24 protein-coding genes and 1 riboswitch are annotated in these 22,094 nt (G+C 32.8%); all 24 genes read right to left on the bottom strand.

What is annotated here, in order from left to right; genetic code table 11:
• Positions 1–12: 12 nt before the first annotated feature.
• Positions 13–2,025, bottom strand: a complete 2,013-nt coding sequence (locus QJ521_RS05495) for a beta-propeller domain-containing protein (RefSeq protein ID WP_282839435.1) — start codon at positions 2,023–2,025, stop codon at positions 13–15.
• Position 2,026: 1 nt separating this feature from the next.
• Positions 2,027–2,551, bottom strand: coding sequence for a LytTR family DNA-binding domain-containing protein (locus QJ521_RS05490; RefSeq protein WP_282839434.1), 525 nt, complete (start codon positions 2,549–2,551; stop codon positions 2,027–2,029).
• Positions 2,552–2,699: 148 nt separating this feature from the next.
• On the bottom strand, positions 2,700–4,196 hold the full coding sequence (locus QJ521_RS05485; protein WP_282839433.1) for a TrkH family potassium uptake protein: 1,497 nt from the start codon (positions 4,194–4,196) through the stop codon (positions 2,700–2,702).
• 4 nt (positions 4,197–4,200) lie between these two features.
• Complete coding sequence (locus tag QJ521_RS05480) at positions 4,201–4,863, bottom strand: potassium channel family protein (RefSeq protein ID WP_282839432.1); 663 nt, start codon at positions 4,861–4,863, stop codon at positions 4,201–4,203.
• Positions 4,860–5,279, bottom strand: coding sequence for a potassium channel family protein (locus QJ521_RS05475; protein ID WP_282839431.1), 420 nt, complete (start codon positions 5,277–5,279; stop codon positions 4,860–4,862). Before QJ521_RS05475 ends, QJ521_RS05480 begins: the two co-directional genes overlap by 4 nt.
• Before the next feature lie 162 nt (positions 5,280–5,441).
• Complete coding sequence (locus tag QJ521_RS05470) at positions 5,442–6,620, bottom strand: cation:proton antiporter (protein WP_282839430.1); 1,179 nt, start codon at positions 6,618–6,620, stop codon at positions 5,442–5,444.
• A gap of 38 nt (positions 6,621–6,658) precedes the next feature.
• Positions 6,659–6,728: riboswitch (Fluoride riboswitch) on the bottom strand.
• A 23-nt stretch (positions 6,729–6,751) separates the two neighbouring features.
• Positions 6,752–7,660 (bottom strand): DUF1295 domain-containing protein, encoded by a 909-nt coding sequence (locus QJ521_RS05465; RefSeq protein WP_282839429.1) that lies wholly within the window; start codon positions 7,658–7,660, stop codon positions 6,752–6,754.
• A gap of 58 nt (positions 7,661–7,718) precedes the next feature.
• Entirely contained in the window at positions 7,719–8,252 is a 534-nt protein-coding gene (locus tag QJ521_RS05460) for a biotin--[acetyl-CoA-carboxylase] ligase (RefSeq protein WP_282839428.1), read from the bottom strand.
• Positions 8,249–8,680 carry a 3-hydroxyacyl-ACP dehydratase FabZ gene (gene fabZ, locus QJ521_RS05455; protein WP_282839427.1) on the bottom strand — a complete coding sequence of 144 codons (432 nt, stop codon included), beginning with the start codon at positions 8,678–8,680 and terminating at the stop codon, positions 8,249–8,251. The genes QJ521_RS05460 and fabZ overlap by 4 nt, the downstream gene beginning before the upstream one ends.
• A complete protein-coding gene (gene fabF / locus QJ521_RS05450) occupies positions 8,677–9,915 on the bottom strand; it encodes a beta-ketoacyl-ACP synthase II (RefSeq protein WP_282839426.1) in 1,239 nt (412 codons plus the stop codon). Before fabF ends, fabZ begins: the two co-directional genes overlap by 4 nt.
• An 8-nt stretch (positions 9,916–9,923) precedes the next feature.
• Positions 9,924–10,667 (bottom strand): 3-oxoacyl-[acyl-carrier-protein] reductase, encoded by a 744-nt coding sequence (gene fabG, locus QJ521_RS05445; RefSeq protein ID WP_282839425.1) that lies wholly within the window; start codon positions 10,665–10,667, stop codon positions 9,924–9,926.
• Complete coding sequence (fabD, locus tag QJ521_RS05440) at positions 10,651–11,595, bottom strand: ACP S-malonyltransferase (protein ID WP_282839424.1); 945 nt, start codon at positions 11,593–11,595, stop codon at positions 10,651–10,653. The genes fabG and fabD overlap by 17 nt, the downstream gene beginning before the upstream one ends.
• Positions 11,596–11,605: 10 nt before the next feature.
• Positions 11,606–12,544 carry a beta-ketoacyl-ACP synthase III gene (locus tag QJ521_RS05435; protein ID WP_282839423.1) on the bottom strand — a complete coding sequence of 313 codons (939 nt, stop codon included), beginning with the start codon at positions 12,542–12,544 and terminating at the stop codon, positions 11,606–11,608.
• Positions 12,519–13,358: an acetyl-CoA carboxylase carboxyltransferase subunit alpha gene (locus tag QJ521_RS05430; protein WP_282839422.1), complete on the bottom strand. Its 840-nt coding sequence runs from the start codon at positions 13,356–13,358 to the stop codon at positions 12,519–12,521. The genes QJ521_RS05435 and QJ521_RS05430 overlap by 26 nt, the downstream gene beginning before the upstream one ends.
• Positions 13,351–14,238: an acetyl-CoA carboxylase, carboxyltransferase subunit beta gene (gene accD / locus QJ521_RS05425; RefSeq protein ID WP_430757350.1), complete on the bottom strand. Its 888-nt coding sequence runs from the start codon at positions 14,236–14,238 to the stop codon at positions 13,351–13,353. Before accD ends, QJ521_RS05430 begins: the two co-directional genes overlap by 8 nt.
• Entirely contained in the window at positions 14,228–15,592 is a 1,365-nt protein-coding gene (gene accC, locus QJ521_RS05420; RefSeq protein WP_282839420.1) for an acetyl-CoA carboxylase biotin carboxylase subunit, read from the bottom strand. Before accC ends, accD begins: the two co-directional genes overlap by 11 nt.
• Positions 15,582–16,028 (bottom strand): acetyl-CoA carboxylase biotin carboxyl carrier protein, encoded by a 447-nt coding sequence (accB, locus tag QJ521_RS05415; protein WP_282839419.1) that lies wholly within the window; start codon positions 16,026–16,028, stop codon positions 15,582–15,584. Before accB ends, accC begins: the two co-directional genes overlap by 11 nt.
• 363 nt (positions 16,029–16,391) lie before the next feature.
• Entirely contained in the window at positions 16,392–17,309 is a 918-nt protein-coding gene (locus QJ521_RS05410; protein WP_282839418.1) for a D-2-hydroxyacid dehydrogenase, read from the bottom strand.
• Positions 17,278–17,829 (bottom strand): GNAT family N-acetyltransferase, encoded by a 552-nt coding sequence (locus tag QJ521_RS05405; protein WP_282839417.1) that lies wholly within the window; start codon positions 17,827–17,829, stop codon positions 17,278–17,280. Before QJ521_RS05405 ends, QJ521_RS05410 begins: the two co-directional genes overlap by 32 nt.
• Positions 17,830–17,832: 3 nt before the next feature.
• Positions 17,833–18,453 carry a cyclase family protein gene (locus QJ521_RS05400; RefSeq protein WP_282839416.1) on the bottom strand — a complete coding sequence of 207 codons (621 nt, stop codon included), beginning with the start codon at positions 18,451–18,453 and terminating at the stop codon, positions 17,833–17,835.
• Positions 18,450–19,814, bottom strand: a complete 1,365-nt coding sequence (zwf, locus tag QJ521_RS05395) for a glucose-6-phosphate dehydrogenase (protein WP_282839415.1) — start codon at positions 19,812–19,814, stop codon at positions 18,450–18,452. The genes QJ521_RS05400 and zwf overlap by 4 nt, the downstream gene beginning before the upstream one ends.
• On the bottom strand, positions 19,811–20,710 hold the full coding sequence (gnd, locus tag QJ521_RS05390; protein WP_282839414.1) for a phosphogluconate dehydrogenase (NAD(+)-dependent, decarboxylating): 900 nt from the start codon (positions 20,708–20,710) through the stop codon (positions 19,811–19,813). Before gnd ends, zwf begins: the two co-directional genes overlap by 4 nt.
• An 18-nt stretch (positions 20,711–20,728) precedes the next feature.
• Positions 20,729–21,346, bottom strand: a complete 618-nt coding sequence (locus QJ521_RS05385; RefSeq protein ID WP_282839413.1) for a DNA-3-methyladenine glycosylase family protein — start codon at positions 21,344–21,346, stop codon at positions 20,729–20,731.
• Positions 21,347–21,579: 233 nt separating this feature from the next.
• Positions 21,580–22,094, bottom strand: a 515-nt coding sequence (locus QJ521_RS05380; RefSeq protein ID WP_282839412.1) for an IS1595 family transposase, incomplete at its 5' end; no start/stop codon positions are given.

Genomic DNA, 22,094 nt, shown 5'->3' with positions numbered 1-22,094 from the left:
ATGGTATAACGTTTATTCTTTATCGTCAAAGTATGTATCAAAGATGATACTTTCACGAATCGACATTGTACTTAAATCAAAACTCACAATTTGATTAAATGATAATGTATAAATCATATTGTCAATATAGACACCACGATCAATACTATTATAATAACCCGTTTCCTCATGACTTACTACGATTGGATCAGAAATAACATCATTCGGGTCTTCAGCATCAAAATTAATATAAAATATTAAATAATGACTTAAGTAACTAAATGACCATCCTTGATCAGTTTCAAGGGTGTAGTATCTCCATGACATTACAGGGAATGCTATAATGTTCTTTTCTGGAGATACAAGCATTGCTTTTGGATTATATGATGCTTCTGAATAACTATAACTATATATACCATCATCATCTTGATCATTTAATTGATAGGTATCAAGTGGTTCAGTTAATGCTGTATCATAAGCACTGATTTTTAAACCTGTAACTCTTCCTGTTTCATCAGCAGAAAACCCAAATCCTATTAAGCGATCATTTTGACCCCAAACGTGTAAATATGTACTATATCCAGGTTCTTCTATTGCTGATAAAATCACTGGATTTTCAGGGTTTGATAAGTCAATCGTATAGAGTGGGTCCGTTTGTTCAAATGTCACAACATAAGCTAAATCTTCATTAAAGCGAACCGATTTGACGGTTTCGTTAACTTTACCTAAACCATTTGTAATTGATCCAACAATCTTGAGTTCATCTGTGTTTGGATCTTCTTCTAAAATGTGAAGTTCGTTTTTAATTGGATTCCATGCACTCGTGACCACTCTAAAGTATCCTTGATGCTCGTCCATCCAATATTGGTCATGAATAAATCCACTCAACTGTTTTTGTCCTACATAAGTCACAGTCCCGGTTTCACTATCAAGGTTATATTTTATGATTTGAACATATCCTTTGTACTCATTAAATTCATATCCATAGTAATTATAAGCTGTATACAAAGTATCTTTGGTTGCATATATTTGGCTAACACTGCCTAAAAATGCTTGTGAATTCACTTCATATGTGTCTAGCTTAATCCCTGTAACAACAGTCATAGAACTGATTGGAATGTCTTCAAAATAATAAATATCTGAATAACTAAGTCTAGTTGTTTCTGTTGTATCATTCTTAGTTTCTTTAAACATAGGACGATAGTCATCTGTATTATACAACTGTTTGTTAGACACTAAAAACAGTGATTGATCGATTAAGCGATGTTGATAGAAATTAGCATCAGTCTCTAATGTATACTCAATATCCAATGTTTCTCTGTTATAAATTTGAACTGATCCTGTATAAGATGCATATGGCCAACCAATGTAATCCATCGCTTCAGGATAATAAGATGGCATAAATGAATATATATAACCAATAACAATGAGTTGTGTTTCTGTGATATAAATAGACTCTGCATATAAATCACCTAAATCAATATCTGCTTGAGGTAATATATCGCCATTGAGTGCAATGTTAAACACGCGAACTCGATTTTGATAACGTGTTGCGTAATAGATGTCATACCCATCAGTTTTAACAATATCACCTTCATCAACACCATCTACTTGAACATTTGTTCCTATGTAATCTCTTTCTGCTGCACCTTGATCTCCAATAGCTTCTGGAGCATCAACTGCAAAATCATTTTCAGCCATTCTGAAGAAATCACTAAACCAACTATTTTGATTTTGACTTAACAAAGCTTGTATTTTTGATTGACTATTAACAGGTATTGCATTCACTAATCTTCGCTCACCAAGCATATTTGGTGGCGCAAATGCACCTGAAAATAATGTCGTAATAACAAATAATGAAGTCAAAATCAATCCATAAGATCTCTTGATCCAATAGATTCTTGGTACTTTTGGTGTCTTGACACCGATATGGTTGTGATATTTGTATAATTTAAGATTCCAAAAAATATCGGAAATCAATTGTATTGCAAAATAGATACCAAGAACAGATAAAGAAAGTAAAACTATCCATCCGAACAAGGTCATACTAATCCTCCCTTTTTTGAATGCCTAATGCATTCTTAAAATCTTTGACGAAGGAACGTGAAACCTCGAGGTGAGTACCGTTAATTAATTCTAAATCCAATTTTGCGTTAATTGCTGTTCGAATATATCTTATTTTAGATACATTGACAATAAATGATTTTCCAATACGTGCAAAATGATATGGTTTTAAAATCTCTTCAAGTTGATATAATGGTTGTTTGATGACTTGACTTGACATGGTTGTTGTGTGCATAAAGATCTCATCACCAAAAGCTTCTAGATAGATGATCTCTTGAACATGTATTTGTAGCCATCCAGATACGGTCTGTAATAAAACTTGTGTTTTTTCAAGCGCTATAATTTCTAGTATAGGTCTTAATTTATGCAAATTTTTTTCAGACAATATTAAACCAACTTTACCTACCGGTACTTCATTTGGATCTTGAGTCATATAAAGATGATATTCTTGATCTAATTTCGATTTTACTCTTTCGAAATCATCTTTATTCCAAATGATTTTTAACATCCAGGAGTTCCTCCTATCTTCAGTATAGTATTTCCTTGTATATAAAAAAAGTGTTTTTCCACAAGATGCAAAATAGAACGATGTGATGCATTGCAATAGTATTTTATCATAATACCATAGAAATTATGATAAAAAAAAGAGCTGCTTTTTATGCTTCAGCTCTTTTAAACGGTTGTTTTCCTCGTTTGATATCCATTGTTACTTTTGTTATTGCAATAAAGATAACATAAAACTCAAGTCTACCTAAAAACATTCCAAATATTGATGTCCATAAAAGCAATGGTGGTGTACTTATACTCGTTAAACCTACAGATAGACCTACAGTTCCTAACGCTGATGAAAATTCAAATAATGAAAGGGATAATGAGTGTCCATATCCTGTATATATAATCGTCCCTATAAGCAATACAATCATATAAATCATTATGAACGAGTGGTTTTGGATAATATCTTCTTTTTCAACAATTGTTCTTGTCCCAATTTTGTTGATGAAATGAGTTCTAATTGTTTTTTTATGTGAAAGTTGTTCTTTCATGTTCCAGTATAAACTTTTAAATGCTAGTGCGACTCGATATTGTTTCATCCCACCTGCTGTTGAACCCATACCTGCACCTAATACCATGAAAATAATAAGACCAAAGAAAAATAAAACGGGGACATTAGGACCAACAAATGTATCTACTGTTTGATAGCCAGTACCAGTTACAGCAGAGAAAAATTGAAAGATACCAACTCTCAGTGATTGACCAAGGTCTCCATTATAAACACTCAATAAATTGATTGTAAATAACGGTAGTGTAATTAGAATCATAATCCCTAAAAGCTTGATTTCGACATGAGCAATGACATTTTTAAGTTTTCCTCGTAGCAACATCAGGTGAACGAAGAAATTTGTTCCACCCAAAATCATTAATACGATTGTTGTTATTTCAATAGCGAGACTATTATAATGACCAATACTTAATGCTTTTGTCGAGAAACCACCAGTAGCAACAGCAGATATTGAATGGTTAATTGCATCAAAAGGCTCCATACCAAATATAATATAGAAGATTGATCCTATGATGATATATCCAATATAGATTGATAAAATCATGCGTGCTGAGCGTATTAAGTTAGGCATTAGCTTATCGCTGTGCCCTTCTGCACTATATAATCTCATTCCAAATTTGTCCGATACTGCAGATGTCAGGACTAAGACCAACCCAATACCACCAAAAAACTGTAGTAAACTTCTAAACAGTAATAACGAGTCAGGTGCACTTTCAACATCAGTAACGGTTAAACCAGTTGTTGAATAACCACTGGTTGCTTCAAATACACTTTGTGTGAATGTGTAATTTCCTGTCAGTAGAAATGGGATAGAAGATATTAATATTGCCATAATCCATATTGAAACAACTAGTATTGCATCTTGGTGTCTTTCCAACTTGCCTTTTTCTCTACCTTTAAAAAGAAGGACAATGATAAACCCAATTAGCATACTAGCTATACCTGGTATTAGAAATAGGTGTGCATTGGCGATTTCACTAGTTCTAAACGCAATCAAAACAAGCGGTATCATATTGATAATACCTACTAATATCGCAAATATACCTAAATAATTAATGATTAATGGATATCCTGAGATGATTTTCTTTTCCATATGATTATCTTCTCTTTTGAATAAATTCGATAATTTCATCTTGTTCAGATGGTGTTGAAATGATGATTAATTTATCTCCAGACCTAACAACTGTATCCCCTTTAGGAATAATGACATGAGGGTCTCTAAAAATACATCCAATATTAATATTTCTAGGAAATTGAATATCCATAACTCTCTTATTAACGAGTGCAAAATCTTCTTCTACACCTAGTTCTAACATAACTATTTTTTCATCTTCTATGGATAAAGTTTTAATAATGTTTTCTACTGAAGATTCATTTAAAATGGTTTGTGCTAGTAAATAAGTAGATGATATAACACTATCGATACCCAGTTTTTTGAATAACTCAACGTTTTTAGGATTTCTAACTTTAGAAACTGTTTTTTTAATATTAAATAACCTTTTAGCAGTAATACAAGTAATATAATTATCTGTATCATTATCTGATAAAGCAAGTAACACATCAGCATTATCTGCTTCAGCATCGGATAAACAATATGCTTTTGTTGGATCTCCTGGAAACACAGGGATATCATTGTTAGAACTAATATATTCAGCAAACTCACGATCTTGATTAATGACAATGAGTTGATGGTGTTCTTCTTTTAACATCTTGACAATAAAGTCGGCTTCATGTTTTCCGCCTGTGATCACGATTTTCATTTTTCATCCTCCTCATGACTTAAGTTGATAAACTCGTTTAAAGATAGTGTGAAAGGATAGATTGCTTTTATATATGTGCCTTCTAGAAGTCGTCCTTTATCTGTATCTGATAAACGTACAAAAATATGAGGAACATTGTAGACGTAATAACAAATATGAGCTAAATAGATATTTGTATTATCACTATCGGTAGTTATCACGACGGTTTTTGCATGTTTAATATAGGAATTCTCTAAAACGGATAAATCAGTTGCATCGCCGACAACTTGATAACCTGAAAAAGATTCTTGTAGTTTTCTAAAGGAATCGTCAGTGGCATCAATGATGATAACATCTTCACCTAATTCAGACATTTTGGTTGCAATATTGGATCCTAAGCGACCTGAACCGATGACAATAAATTTATTTCTCTTCATTTTGATATCTCCTTCGAGCTGGTTTTGTACATAGTACATAGAAGATCAAACATTTAATTTTTCAATCATATATCATTTTAACATTTTTTTTAGATAAATCACTAATAACTTATGATATATATACATATATTTTACTCTTATTAATACTTCTTTTATAGTTATTTAGCTATTTTTAAGTAATTTTAGGTAGGAACTATCCATCATAATCGCTCCAAATGGGGCAGTGATTAAGATTGCTAAAACAGCAATACTTAAGATTAAATGACCACTTGGTATACCAAGTGCTAAAGGAATCGCACCGATTGCTGCTTGAACTGTAGCTTTTGGTGAATAAGCAAATCCTACAAATAATTTTTCCTTGTTGTTTAAATTCGATTTAATTAATGCAATGATGACGCCAAGCATTCTAAAGATTATAGCAATCATAATGAGGATGAAAGCAAATAACCCAACACTTGATAAGACGCGAATATCAACTGCAGCACCAACTAAAACGAATAACATAATTTCAGCAATAACCCATATTTTTTCAAATTTAATCACTAATCTTTGAGCGAGTAAATCATATTGTTTTAGTATAGTTCCACCTAACACTATAACTGCTAGTAATCCTGAAACAGGAACATAATTTGATAATATATGTTCTAAAACAATGAGTAAGAATGCTGCCGAAAAGATAATAAGCACTTTAAGCGTATCTCTAATATGGAACTTTTTAAAGATCCATACGAGTATACTTCCTATGATTATTCCTAATAAAACACCCAAAATAATTGCTATTGGTATGAGTAAGATGGTCAATAAATTAAATGTTGAAGTTGTATATGCATGTATGAAAGATGTAAATAGAATAATAACATAAACATCATCAATCGATGCACTAGCTAAAATTAATTGTGGTATCTTCTTATCTTTACCATATCCTGTTTTCATTAACTTTAGCACTCTTGGTACAACAATTGCAGGTGATACTGCAGCAACGATTGCTCCTAAAATGGCTGCTTCAATATATGAAATCTGAAAAAATATCGGTGCAAATATAATAATCGCAATCATTTCAATCGTTGCAGGAATAAAAGATAGTAGCAATGCTGGTCTACCAACTTCATTTAAATCTTTTAGGTCTAGTGATAATCCTGCACGTACTAAGATAACAATTAAAGCAATTTGTCTTAAATCTGTTGATAGACTTAAAATACTAGGATCAATAAGGTTCAATACATATGGTCCTAAAATAATACCTGAAACCAACATTCCAATAAGTCCAGGTAATTTAAGTTTGATAAAGATTTGAGTTAATAATAAGCTTGTCATAATAATTAATGCTGCACTGAGTAACATATAGACCTTCTCCTTAAATAAAAGACTCCAACAACAAAAATGTTGTAGAAGTCATTAGCTTGCGCGGTTTTAGCATTGCTAAGGGAGACGTTCATTCCCTGTGTTATATTATAAAGATATAATAATGATTGTCAAGAGTTTTCTTGTACAGGTTGTTCTTCGTTTTCTTTTCTTAAAAATGGAATAAGCATGGAAACACGTTCTTGATATGATGCATATTCAGGACGTGTTTTCAATATTTTCTTTTCCATCATAGGGATACTAATAAATAAGAACAGAGCTGTCATCGCTAGAGGAGCAAGTATGATTAAATCTAGTTTCAAAGTGCTTCCAAAATACATGATGTATAGTCCCCACCATACCATAACTTCTCCAAAATAATTAGGATGCCTTGAATATTTCCATAACCCTTCTTCAATACATCTTTTCTCGATTTGATGACGTTCTTTAAAGTTTTTCATTTGTTGGTCTGCTACATACTGTATTAAAGCTGCAGCAACCATCATTAATGCACCAAGTGCAATGATTGGATTAATAGCAGGTGTTTGAATTAAAAAGTAAACAGCTCCGATTAATTGAATAAATACAATCATTGTCGGCATCAATTGAATCCCAAATAAGTTGGTAAAGAAAAAGAGTTTTGGTGATTTTTGATATAACATTGTATAACGCCAGTCTTGTTCACCAAAACCAGTCCAATTTCTTGCCCAATTATAGGTAAGACGAACACTCCAAATCATCATACCAACGATGAGTAAAAAGTTACTTAAATTAATTGTTATATTCAAATAAATAATGACAAAGACTAAGATAACAGGAGGCGCCACACTCCAATATGGATCATAAACACTCGCATTTTTTAACAGTAAAGTAAATAACCACACAACTAATGTAGCAACAACATTACCTATAAGTAATACAGGTATATATGATGCTGGATTTAGGAGATCTATTAAATAAAAAAATGTTAGTCCCCCTATAGCAAACGCAACGATGTAAATTAGGAAAATCCAAATCATCGTCTGATATTTTTTCGACATATGAATCCCTCGCTTTTATGTTTTCTATAAGTATTATAACATTCTTTTTCTAATATTTTTACTTCAATTTTATATACTTTTCATATTGACTAATCAGTAAACTTAATAACTGATTAAAGTGTTTCTTAATGTCAATTGATTTATGAAGTTCATTTTTAATTGAAGTTGCACTAAAGTTTTCAAACTCAGTTTGATTGATATTTAAACCAATTCCAATAACTACATAATCAAATATATTTTCAGAAGATTTGGTTTCAATTAAGATACCACAAATCTTTTGATCACCTACATATAAGTCGTTGGGTTCTTTAAAATAGACGTTAATGCCATGGTTTTGAATGTGTTGAACGAGTGTTTCCATTATCCATAATTTAATTTCATAAGCTTTTGAAACACCAATATCTTTTAATAGTATAGAAAATAGTAGATTCTCTTTAGGATTGGAATCCCAAGTTCTATCATATTGACCTCTTCCTTGAGATTGATAACTAGCTTTGATAAATGTCATATGTGGAAAATAAGAGTAATTTTCCTTAAGAAAATCACTCGTGGATGTTAATGTATCAAATTCTAGCAATGTATAAGATATCATAACTCTCCTATGGCAAAAGATATTTCCGCTTCGCACACCAATTGGTCATTGACATAAGCTCTTGCTAAACCAAAACCAAATGATTTACGAATTTTCGTTAATTCACACTTTAAGACTAATTTGTCTCCTGGAACGACGCTTTTTCTAAATTTCGCTTTTTGAATGCCTGTAAAATAGGCAATTTTATTTTTATATTCTGAACTTGATAATAAGATAACTGCACCGACTTGTGCTAAAGATTCAATAATTAAAACACCAGGCATAACTGGTTTTCCTGGAAAATGCCCCTCAAAAAAGTAATCATCTTCTTTGACATATTTGACACCAACACCGTATTTCAAACTTTCAAGTTCAATAATCTCATCTAAAAACAAGAATGGATGACGATGTGGAATAATTTGTTTGATTTCTTCTTGATTTAATTTCATGAGTTCACCTTCTTAAAAATAATAGCTGCATTTTGTCCACCAAAACCTATGTTGACATTCATCACATAATTTAATTCTCTATTGACAGCTTTATGTGGTGTGTAATCTAGGTCACACTCAGGATCTGGAGAGTTTAAATTAATGGTTGGTGGTATTGTGTTAGTTCGAAGTGCCATAATAGCAGCAATCGTTTCAATCGCACCTGCAGCACCTAAAGCATGTCCTGTCATAGACTTCGTTGAGCTAATACTCACTTGATAAGCAGCATCACCCATCGCTTTTTTAAAGCCTAATGTTTCATATTTATCATTTAAAACAGTTGATGTACCATGCGCATTAATATAACCAAGTTCTTCAGGCTTTATATGAGCATCTTCCATAGCAAGTCTTAAACACATTTCAATACCTTCAGCATTTTCATCTGGTGCTGTCATATGGAATGCGTCAGATGTCGTCCCATATCCAACCATTTCAGCTAAAATAGGAGCATTTCTTTTCTTTGCATGTTCATATTCTTCTAAGATTAATGTGCCTGCGCCTTCTGCAATGACGAAACCTGTTCTTCTGGTGTCAAATGGAACTGATGCAGCATTTGGATCGTTTGAGAAATTCAAAGCTTTTAAACTTGAAAATCCACCTAATCCAAGTTCATTTATAGGTGCTTCAGAACCACCAGTGATTGCGACATCTATATAACCATCTCTAATGTATCTAAATGCTTCACCAATGGAGTTGGTTGCTGCTGAACAAGCAGTGACTTGAGGCATATTAGGTCCTTTTGCTTGATATTTGATACCTATTTTCGCACCAATAAGATTGATGATTGAGTTAGGTATGAAAAATGGAGATATTCGATCTTGTCCACGGGTTACGCTTACTTTTGTTTCTTCAAAAATCGTCGTTAGTCCACCAATACCACTACCAATGAAAGTCCCGACTCTAAAGGGATTGAGTTGACTAATATCAAGTTTTGATTGTTCAAAAGCTTCATGTGTAGCGACTAATGCAAGATTCATCACACGATCATTTCTTCTAATTTCTTTTTTATCAAGAAAATCTTCGAAATTTAAGTTTTTGACTTCTCCTGCAATTTTAACTTTCCATGTTTCAACATCATAAAGTGTGATGAAGTCAATACCATTTTTTCCTTCAACTAAATTTTTAAATGATTCTTCAACCGTGTTTCCTACAGGACTTACGAGTCCCATTCCTGTTACAACAACTCTTTTTTTCATATTTTCACCTACATCACTAATCCGCCATCAACCTCTAAGGTGTGGCCAGTTATATAACTTGCTTCTTCACTTGCTAGGAAACATACTGCATATGCAACTTCCTCGGATTGACCAAAACGTTTTAGTGGAATTTGATTGCTCCACGCATCTGAGATTTCTTGAGATAATTTTTTGGTCATTTCTGTTTCGATAAATCCTGGGGCAACCGCGTTGACAGTGACACCACGAGATGCGAATTCTCTTGCTAGTGCTTTGGTTAAACCAATGACACCTGCTTTCGCAGAACTATAATTAGATTGTCCAGCGTTTCCTAAAACACCAGAAACACTTGATATGTTAATGATTCTTCCATAACCAGATTTGAGCAATGGTTTTGCTGCATGTTTTGATACATTCCATACACCTTTTAGGTTCGTATTGATAACTCGATCAAATTGATCTTCACTCATTCTTAAGATTAATGCATCATCAGTGATACCTGCATTGTTAATCACAATGTTTAAAGTCCCAAACTTGCTAATAGCTTCTTTGACTAGTCTTTCAGCATCTTCATAGTTTGAGATGTCTGCTTGTACAGCATACGCTTGTCCACCGAATGCTTTGATTTCTTCAACGAGTTCGTTTGCCTTTTGTTCACTTCTATTGTAATTTAAAACGACTTTTGCGCCTCGTCTAGCGAGTTCTAAGGAAATGAATCTACCGATTCCAGCAGCTCCTCCAGTAACGATTGCAACTTTATTTTCTAAATTCATGGTCGCTTAACCATCCTTTCAATGAATCTAATTCACTCGCCTGATCTAGATGAGTTACTTCTACATTCATATTAATTTTTTTGATGAGTCCACTTAAAACTGTTCCTGGTCCTATTTCTACAAAATGGGTTATACCATCTTCAATCATCTGGTTAATCATTTGTTCAAAATAAACAGGTGATTGAATTTGCTTTCTCATCTCATCAAAAAGCTTTGATGATTCGAGAGGTTTTGCTGTTGTGTTCATATAAAGTGGGACAGTGGGTTCTTGATAACTTTCTTTTTTAATAAATTCATAAACTTGATCTGCTGCTTGTTTCATTAATGGTGAATGGAAAGCACCACTGACATTAAGTTCTAAAGCACGTTTAGCTCCTAATGATTTTGCAATTTCCATTGCCTTTATTACTGCTTTTTCTTCGCCACTAATAACAACTTGAACAGGTGAATTGTAATTTGCACTTACAACAATACCTTGATCTGCTGCTTCGCGACATGCTTGATCAACTAATTCTTTATTTAATCCAATGATTGCAGCCATTTTACCTGGATGATTTATGGCACATGTCTGCATATGTTGAGCTCGATAATCAACTATTTTCATGATTTGCTCAAAATTGAATACTTGAGCAGCATAATATGCACCATGTTCGCCTAGGCTAAACCCCGCAACTGCATCAACTTCTACATTGAGTTTTAAAAAAGCTTCATAAGCAAAAATGGTTGCTAACATCATTAAAGGTTGAGTATATCTTGTATCATTGATTTTTCCATCAGTAGAAGATAGCATGTTTCTTACATCATAACCTAAAAGTTTTGATGCAATCCCTTCTTTTTCTTTCAATTCTGGAAACATATCAACATAATCAAGACCCATATTTAAATATTGACTACCTTGACCTACGAATACTAAAGCTAATTTTTTCATGATTCAATCCTTACAATTGTAGTATTGCACTACCCCATGTAAATCCGCCACCGAATGCAACCAACAATATTTTTTTATTTTTTACTTCATTTTGATCATAATATTCAGCGATTGTAATCGGAATACTTGCGGCTGAAGTATTACCGTATTCACTTAAGTTTAACATAAATTTATCCATTGGAATACCCATTGATTTAGAAACAGATTGAATAATTCGTTCGTTTGCTTGATGTGGAATAATCACATCAATATCTTCAATCGCTAAACCAGAGGATTCTAAAACTTTACGTATTGCTTGCTCCATAGCATCAATAGCGAATAAATAGACACGCTTACCATCCATTTTGATATGATTAACTACAGTTAAAGTATTATTTGTATCTCCTCTTGCTGCATTAAAGAAAAATGCTTGATTTCTTTCATGCGTTGAGGGTTCTAAAATCATTGCTCCAGCACCATCACCAAATAAGACACATGTGTTACGATCTGTGTAGTCAACAATTTTGGTTAACTGTTCGCCGCCAATAACTAATGCAGCTCTAAATCTTCCTGTTTGTAATAAGGATGCAGCAGTTTCTAGTGCATAAACAAAACCTGTACATGCAGCATTAATATCAAAACTCATCACTTCATGATTTAATCCTAACTTAGCTTGTACGAAATTTGCTGTTGCTGGTGTCATTTGGTCACCAGTAATGGTTGCCATAATAATCAAATCAATTTTATCTTTATCATAATTTACACGATTAATCGCTTCCATAGCAGCTTTGTATGCCATATCACTGGTTGTTTCGTCTACTGCACGATGTCTAGTTTTTATTCCTGTACGGGTAACAATCCATTCATCTGATGTATCAACTAATCTTTCTAGGTCTTCGTTAGTTATCAATGTAGAAGGTGCATACTTTCCACTTGAAATAACTTTAACCATTGGTTGGTTTGCTTTCATTGTCTTCTCCTTGTTCGACAAACACACCCATCTTTCTATATTTTTGATATCTTTGATCTAATAATTTAGATGTAGAAAGTTTGGATAGTTTTGTAATAGATTTTGTTAATTCTTTTTTTAGTGCTTTTATTCCAAAATCAGGATCAATATGTAGTCCCTCATTTTCAGGAACAATGGTATCAATAACACCAAAACCTAAAAGGTCTTGTGCGGTTAATTTCATAATACTAGCAGCATGATCTGCTTTCGAACTGTCTTTATAAATAATGGATGCGTATCCTTCTGGTGATAAAATAGCGTAAATACTATTTTCAAACATTAAAACTTGATCACCAACACCAATGGCTAGTGCCCCACCGGATCCACCTTCACTTAATACAACTACAATAATTGGGGTCTTTAGACCCATCATCGTTTTTAGGTTATAAGCAATCGCTTGTGCTTGACCACGTTCTTCTGCACCGATACCTGGATAAGCACCTGGTGTATCAATGATACAAATAATCGGTCGATTAAATTTTTCTGCTTGTTTCATTAAACGTATCGCTTTGCGATAGCCTTCAGGGTGTGGCATTCCAAAATTATGCCTGATTTTTTCCTCAGTCGTAACGCCTTTTTCTTCAGCAATAATTGTTACTGGAATACTGTTAATCGTTCCAATACCACCAATAATTGCATAATCATCACCAAATCCTCGATCACCATGTAATTCAATAAAATCAGTAAATAATTCCTTAATTAAATATTGACTGGTAGGTCGTTTAGGGTGTCTAGCGAGTTTGACTTTCTGCCAAGCTGTATTCGTTTCACTCATGCTTTTCACCTCTTTCTAGATGAAGTTGTAGTAATTTATACAAGGTTTTCCTCATATCTTTACGGTGAACTACCATATCGACTTGACCACGGTCAAGTTGGAATTGATCAGTTTGAAAACCATCTGGTAAATCTTGCCTAATCGTTTGTTTAATAACTCTTGCTCCCGCAAAGCCAATAAGTGATGACTTTTCAGCAATATTGATATCGCCTAATGAAGCGAAACTTGCAGCTACACCACCAGTTGTTGGGTTTGTTAAAACACTGATATATAGTAGTTTTCTTTGATCAAAATAGTGAAGTGCAGCACTTGTTTTTGCCATTTGCATTAATGATAAAATACCTTCTTGCATACGTGCTCCACCTGAAGCTGAGAAAATGATGAGTGGCAATTTTTGTTTCATAGCATACTCTATTAATCTAGTTACTTTTTCACCAACAGCACTTCCCATACTTCCCATCATGAAATTGCTATCCAATATACCGATTGCACAAGGTAGACCAACGATGGTTGCTGTTCCACTAAGAAATGCTTCATTCATTTTAGATAATTTCTTGCCTTTTTTTATCTTATCAGGATAATCAGGCATATCTAGGGGATTCGAAGACATAATCATTTGATCAATTTCTTGAAAGCTTCCTTGATCAACTGTTAAATCAAGTCTTTTAAATGCACCCATTCTAAAATGAAATTCACAATAAGGACAAATCGAATGATTTGCCTCTAATGATTTTTCATAAATAGCTGCACCACAATGCTCGCATTTAACAAACAAGCCATCAGGAATATCGATTGGCTCATAATTTGTTTGCTTCTTGCGGATATTTTTTTTAAAATCCTCTAATTTAGTTTTACGATCATTTAAAAAATCATTCACGATTCTCTGCCTCCACTAATACATTGAAGCGAGCTATAAACCCAGTATCATACTGACCTTTGATAAAGTCAGGATTGTGCATAATTAAATATTGATATTCAATATTCGTTGCGATTCCTTCTACAACAAATTGTTCGAGTGCAACACGCATTTTTTTAATCGCTTCTCTTCTCGTTGGGGCATGGACAATAAGTTTTGCAATCATAGAATCATAAAAAGGAGGTACTTCATACCCAGGATAAATATGGGTATCAATACGAATACCTAAGCCACCAGGAAATAAAATATTGTTGATTTTACCTGGTGTAGGAATAAATCCTTTCATGGCATTTTCCGCATTGATTCTACATTCAATAGCATGGCCATTGATCTTAATGTCTCTTTGTTTAAATGACAACTCTTTTCCGTAAGCAACTTTGATTTGCTCTTTAACTAAGTCAATACCAGTTATCGCTTCAGTGACGGGATGTTCTACTTGAATTCTTGTGTTCATTTCAATAAAATAAAAATTCCCTTTAGAATCCACGATATACTCCATCGTCCCTGCATTTACATAATCAATTGCTTTTGCGAGTTTGATTGATGCTGCACCAATTTTTCTTCTTAAGATATCATTTAAAACAGGAGATGGTGCTTCTTCGATCATTTTTTGATTTCGGCGTTGCATTGAACAATCTCGTTCAAATAAATGGACAACATTGCCTTTCGTATCTGCCATGATTTGAACTTCTATATGTCTTGGAGATTCAATAAATTTCTCGATATATAAAGCTTTATCTCCAAAACTTGTCTCCGCTTCCATAGAGGTACGCTCAAAAGCACCCATAAACTCCTCGTCTGAGCGCACAATACTAATGCCACGACCTCCGCCACCACTTGAAGCTTTGATCATAACAGGGTATCCTATTTTTTTAGCTATTTTTAGTCCTTCATGGACATCTTCAACCACTCCATCGCTACCTTCTACAATGGGCACACCATTTTCTTTAGCGATTTTTCTTGCTGATGCTTTATCACCAATAAGACCTATTGTCTTTGACTTAGGACCAATAAATATAATATTACATCTTTCAACCATTTCAACAAACTCACTGTTTTCAGATAAAAATCCATATCCCGGATGAATTGCATTACACCCTGTAGAAATTGCAGCACTTAACACGCTATTCATATTTAAATAGCTTTGCTTACTTTGATTTCCACCGATACAGATTGCTTCATCTGCTAACTTAACATGCAAACTTGTTTCATCGGCTGTTGAATACACGGCAACCGTTTCAATTCCAAGTTCTTTTGCTGCACGAATCACACGAACCGCAATTTCGCCACGATTCGCGATTAATATTTTATTTTTCATTTTTGTCACCGACACGCATCAGTGTATGATTATATCCAACGACTTCACCATTATGCACAAAAACTTCCTTAATGACACCGTCAAAAGGGGATGTTATTTCGTTCATAATTTTCATCGCTTCTATAATACACACGACTTGACCTTTTTTAACTTGCTGACCAACTTCAACGAAAGGTTTTCCGTTAGGTGTAGCAGATGCATAAAAGGTTCCTACGAGTGGTGATTGAATAACGTTTTGATTGTTTTGTTTTAACTGAGCTTGTTGACTGTTAGTTTGTTTTCCATTGTCCTCTTCTTTTGATTCTCCATTGACAACAATATGGTTGTCCTTATTTTTCGAGAGTCTTAATTTAAAATTATCCATTTCCAGTTCAAGAGACATCAAAGATGAACTCTCGAAATCTTTGATGATGTTTTGTATTTCTTTAATTGTCATATATATGTACCATTTCACTTTTCATTTGTTTTTTTAAATCATTTCTTCACCGAAAATCTATCTGTAAGGTGTGTTCAAATCGTCTTGATTAGACTAGATAGTATTTAAGATGTTTAAAACTCAAATGACAGTTTATTTATCGAGTATGTTTCAAAAAATAATCCCCTCTAAATCAACGAAATAAACTACCATTCCATTGCTTGAAGCAGCACCCCTTTCGCTTTGCATTTCAAATGATTTGAAATTCAAAGAATATACCTGCATTTATTCTATCATATATTAAGATTATGTCAACATTTTTAAAATGTAAACGGTTTTTTAACATAATTTAAAAAGCCTATGATATATCATAGGCACTACGTGCTAAATCGTATTATCTAGTTCTTGCTCGTTTATATATCTCTTTAAAGTATCATCGACCTCATCAATTAATCTATGAATCATGTAAGGTCCCGAACTAGAATTGTGAGGTGTAATGAAGACATTGTCTAATTTCCATAGAAGATGATTACTTGGTAAGGGTTCCGGAGAGGTTACATCTAACCCAGCTCCTCTAATCGTTTTTTTGCTTAGTGCTTCTGCTAAAGCATCTTGATTAATGATATCACCTCTTGCCACATTGATTAGTAATGCACTTGGTTTCATCATTTCTAGTTCTTTTTTCCCGATGAGATGATAAGTATTTTTATTAAGGGGTAGTGAGATGATTACATAATCGCTTTCTTTTAAGACTTGATGTAGTCCTTCTTTACCATAATATATTTTATCAAAGTAAGGTAAGTCTACTCTTGTTCTTTTATAACCAACAACATTTGTCTCAAATGCTTTTAATCTTTTAGCAACTTCTAGACCAATAGAGCCTGTTCCAATAATCCCTATAGTTGATAATGAGATTTCGTAATCGACTTTATGGTGTTTCCAAAGTCCATTTTCCATTTGTTTTGCATAAGCTTTTATGTTTTTATTGAAATACAAAATCTTGGAAATGACATCCTCTGCAATTTGGATGCTAAAGACATCCTTTGCATTGGTTAACACTATGTTTCTTTGGTGTATATAATCGACATCTACAGGATCATATCCTGCGGTCAATAATTGAATCCACTTCAAATTTGGAAATAATTCTAGTTTATTTTTAATAGCAATTCCTGGCATACAAAAGATTGCGTCAGCATCGTATGCATTTTCTATATTGCTTTCGAAAGTTATTTTTGGATATTTTTCAACGAAATAATCAAAATGTTCATCTTTAAGCATTGTCATATCTATCCAGATCTTCATGCATATCCTCCTTTAGTTTCTTATCATAGGCTAACCTTTTAAGGTCACCTTCTTTATCGTCTAGCATAATCCATCCTCTTTTGATATATTCAAAGGATTCAAATAATCTAATAGCATATCTATTTTTTTCATGTGTATCAATTCTTATATAATAAATACCTTTTGATTTGCCTAGTTCTTCTGCAAATTGCATCAGTTCTTTAGCAACTGTTTGGCCTAATAGACTTCTTTTAACTGCTAATCTATGAATAGTTAAGTAAGGTAGATCATAACCCCATTTTCCATCATAGATCACATTATAGGTGCGTTCAATACCACTTTTAATAGATATCATACCTAAAATAACACCTTGTTCTTCATAAACAAAGAATTCGTTGTTTTCGATATCTTTTTTTATGGTTTCATATGAAGGGTTTTCATATTGCCATTGATCAATCTTGCGATCTTTCAATAGTTGAGCTGTTTCTAATCTTAACTGCCATACTTGTGTTAAATCATTATAAGTTGCTGATCTAATCATGTTTTACTCCTTGGTTAATATAACACTTAATGGTAATGCATCAACACCTTTAATTTTAATGGGAAGTGCATACATCATATAGACACCTTCATTAACTTCTTTCAGTCTTAATCCTTCTATGATGATAATATCATGTTTAAATAATGTTTTGTGGGTAGGATGATTGGGTTGATCTCTTTCAACACCTAAACCATCAACTCCAACACCTTTAATTTTTCTTTCAGCTAGGTATTTACTTGCTTTGTCATTTAAGTATATAAATTTGAAATTAAAGTTTTCTTCTTCACTATTTTTGGTTTTGAACAGTACAAAATCATCTTTTTGAATGTCAAGTTTTTCAACATCTTTGATATCGATGCAATCTTTTAAATGAGATAAATCAAAAACTTTAACTTCTCTAATCAATCTTGCTAAATCTAGAGTATCAGATGTTTCTCCGAAAGGTATCATATGTAGTGGAAAATCCATATGCGTTCCTGTGTGCAAATTAAACGTCATGTTGGTTTCATGACTTGAAGCATAATCGAAGTCAGAAACAACTTCAAATGTAGGTTTTTTCTCCGGTTTATTTTTATAAACTTGTATGTTTTTAGATATAGTCATTGAAACATCATAGACTTTCATTTCATTTTCTCTCCTGTCATGTTAAGTATTTCTTCTTCTAATGCTTCGAAATTCTTATATTTGATAGGATCTTTTTTATCTTTATCTACTTGTTCAATAAAATGCCATGCATACTCAATTTCATCCCATCTTGTAAATAAAGTTTTGTGGTGGTTGTGTATATCTAAAAGTAGTTTCTCATATGCTTCTGACATGTTGCCTACTGCATTGCATGCGATACAATACTCTAATTCAACTGTTTCAACATCATCTCTTAACCCAGGTACTTTTGAATTTAAAATAAGACCGACACCATCTAGTGGAGCGATTTTAATATAAAGTTTGTTTGTTGAAAGTGGTAAATCCCATTTCCTTTGTTCATTTGTCTCTTCAAACTCGATAATAATAACCGATTCTTTTTGATCTAATTTTTTACCTGTCATCAAGTAAAAAGGTACACCTTTAAATCTTGGTGTATTCACAAATGTTTTTAGAAAGACAAATGTCTCTGTTTTTGAATCATTTGGTATGTTATCTTCTTCAAGATAGCCATCATATTGTCCACATAACATCAAGTCTTTATCAAAACTTAAATGTTTAAGGACTTGAACTTTTTCGTTTTTTACATCCTCACTAAAATAAGATAAAGGCACATCCATAGCAATCAAACTCAGCATTTGCAGCAAATGGCTTTGGACCATATCTTTTAATGCACCTGAAGTATCATAATAACCTGCTCTACCTAGTACACCATCGGTTTCTTTAGCAATAATCTTAACATTTTTAATCGTACGATTATGCCAGATATCTTCAAATATCCGATTTGCAAATCGTACCATCATAATGTTTTGAATCATTTCTTTTCCTAAATAGTGATCAATACGATAAATTTGTTTTTCATCAAAACAACTCCAAAGCATTTCGTTAATCTCTTTAGCACTTTTCAGATCATGTCCAAAAGGTTTTTCAAATATAATAGACTGGTTTTTATTTCCCATTTCTACTAAGCTCGATGCATTAATGTTAGTTGAAACAATAGGAAACAATTCAGGTCCTATAGCTAAATAATATAATTCTCTTGTTTTTGAATCTTTGTGCTCTTGAATTAAATCTACTAATGGTTTGTATTGTTTTAAATCAGTAATATCAAGTTTTAGATACTTAACCAGTTTCTTTAAGATGTCTGAATCTAAATCTGATGCAGAATTATGCTTCATTTGCTTAAGATAGCTATCTGTATCATACTCTTTTCTGCCTAATGCTATAATTAATGTTTCCTCAGGAATTTGCTTTTCAACAAAAAGCTTTGAGAGTGCAGGTAATAACTTTCTAGATGTTAGGTCACCTGTAGAACCAAAAATTGTTATAATCAGTTTCTTCATTTTTTCCTATAGACGGCATGACCACCGAATTCCTTTCTCATTGCTGCAACCACTTTTTCTCCAAATAAGCGATTATCTTTTGATTTATATCTTGCATAAAGTGATTGTGTAATCACTGGTAATGATACTTTGTATTTTAATGCTTCTTCAATCATCCACATACCTTCACCAGTATCATCGATTTTACCTTCTAGATCATTTAGATGACTATCTTTAGCAAAAGCATTGTGTGCATGTTTAATGAGTGCTGATTCTATTAGTGATCCATTGCTCCATGCTCTTGATATCTCTTCGTAGTCAAGTTCAAATGGAGAAGCTTCGAGTAAGCTGAACCCTTCACTAATTGCTTGCATCATACCATACTCGATACCAATATGTACCATTTTTACAAAATGACCAGCACCTGGTTTACCTACATAAGCATAACCATTTTCTTGAGATATATCTTTAAACATAGGTTCTAGATAAGTTACTACTTCTTTACTACCACCAGCCATTAAGCAAACCCCATATCTCGCACCACTGATACCACCGCTTGTACCTAAATCAACAAAATCAATACCTTTTCCCTTAAGGAGATGATATCTTTTTATAGAAATATTGAAGTTAGAATTACCACCATCAATGACAATGTCATCTTTATTAAGTATAGGAATCAGTTTTTCTAAGACAGAGTCAACTGCTTCATTTGGGACAAACAGTAAAACAACAGCTCTTTCTTTTTCATCCCTTTTGAGTAAACTTGGTAAATCATGAACAACATCGAGTTTAAGTTCAGCAAATTTGTCTCTCGCTGACTCTTTGATGTCATAGCCTAGCACTTCATGGTTGTGATCTTTCAAGTTTAAAGCAATACTTCTTCCCATTTTCCCTAATCCAATTAATCTAATTTTCATTTTCATTCTCCTTTTTCATTAAGATTCATTATCCCATGCATGCCACAAGTAATGTGAAACAATCGAGCGATAAGGTATCCATTTTTCACTTATAATTTCAATCTCTTGGTTTGTTAAGTCAGGATTTTCATATAATGTTTTAACTGCATTTCTTAAACCTAAATCTAAAACTGAAAAGACATCTTCTCTGCCTAACGAAAAGATTAAAAACATTTGAGCACTCCAAACACCTATACCTTTGATTTTCGTAAGCATTTCAATCACTTCTTCATTCGATAGGTTCTCTAGATTTGATAAGTCAACCGTATGATTTGTAATGCATTCAGCAAGCGACTTTAAATATTTAATTTTAGGAAATGACAATCCCAAAGGTCTTAATACTTCATCTGGTGTATCGATAATTTTTTGTGTAGTCATATCATTTTCAAAGTAATCTAAAACTCTTTTATTAATTACTGATGCTACTTTTGATGATAATTGTTGACTGATAATTGTGCCAACTAAAGATACAAAATAATCATCGTCAATAGTGACAATGATTTCTTTTTTTCTCTCAAAGAGACTTTTTAATGTAGGATCTTTTTCTATTAAGTAACTAGTTTCTTTTGATTGATGCGAATACTTGATCTGTTTCAAAATCATCACTCACCTTTATCATGATTATATCATGTATAAATATGATATATATCAAAATCATTATAGATTTAGATTATATTCTATTTTACACCGTTTAATTTGACAATGAAAGCAAAAGGACTATAATCATGATTAAAGGAGTGTGGTTTTATGATATGGTTACCTATATTATTAACTATTGTTGGTCTTTTAATTGCTTTTTTGATTATCATCTTTTTATTAAAAAGCTGTGTTCAAGATAAGTGTTGATATGGTTTAAAGATATCCACAGGAAAAGGTAGTTGAGAAACGTCTCTATTTCTAATCGATGTCTCTCTTGATATGACATAACTAAGCATAAATCTTTCTTGTTGATTAAAATCTAATATATAATTTAGACTTTTCATGAATCGAAACCACATCAAATACCCTTCAAGGTGTTTTGTCGAAACACCTTTGAACCGTTTAAACCATGATTTTAATTCGCTATGATATTGATTCATAACTCCTAGATTATAATCACCTAATCGATGTTTTCCAGAAGGTATCTGATGTAGTTCACAGTCTAACATAGTAGAGACTTCTTTATAAGCGGATTTACTATCCGTAATGAGTGTACTTTGTGTAATAATTTTGGAATGTAAGGCTTGGTAAATATCTTCTCCAAGTGGATTACCTTGACCAATAACCTTCGTTATTATTTGATCGGTTTCATCAATTCCAATTAATACACAAACCTGTTCGTTACTTACGCCACGCTTTACACTTG

The sequence above is a fragment of the Peloplasma aerotolerans genome (genome assembly GCF_030012175.1).
GTDB classification, from domain to species: Bacteria; Bacillota_I; Bacilli_A; order Acholeplasmatales; family Acholeplasmataceae; genus Peloplasma; species Peloplasma aerotolerans.
Note: the sequence above shows the minus strand (reverse complement) of the source record. Positions and strands in the feature narration are given on the sequence as shown.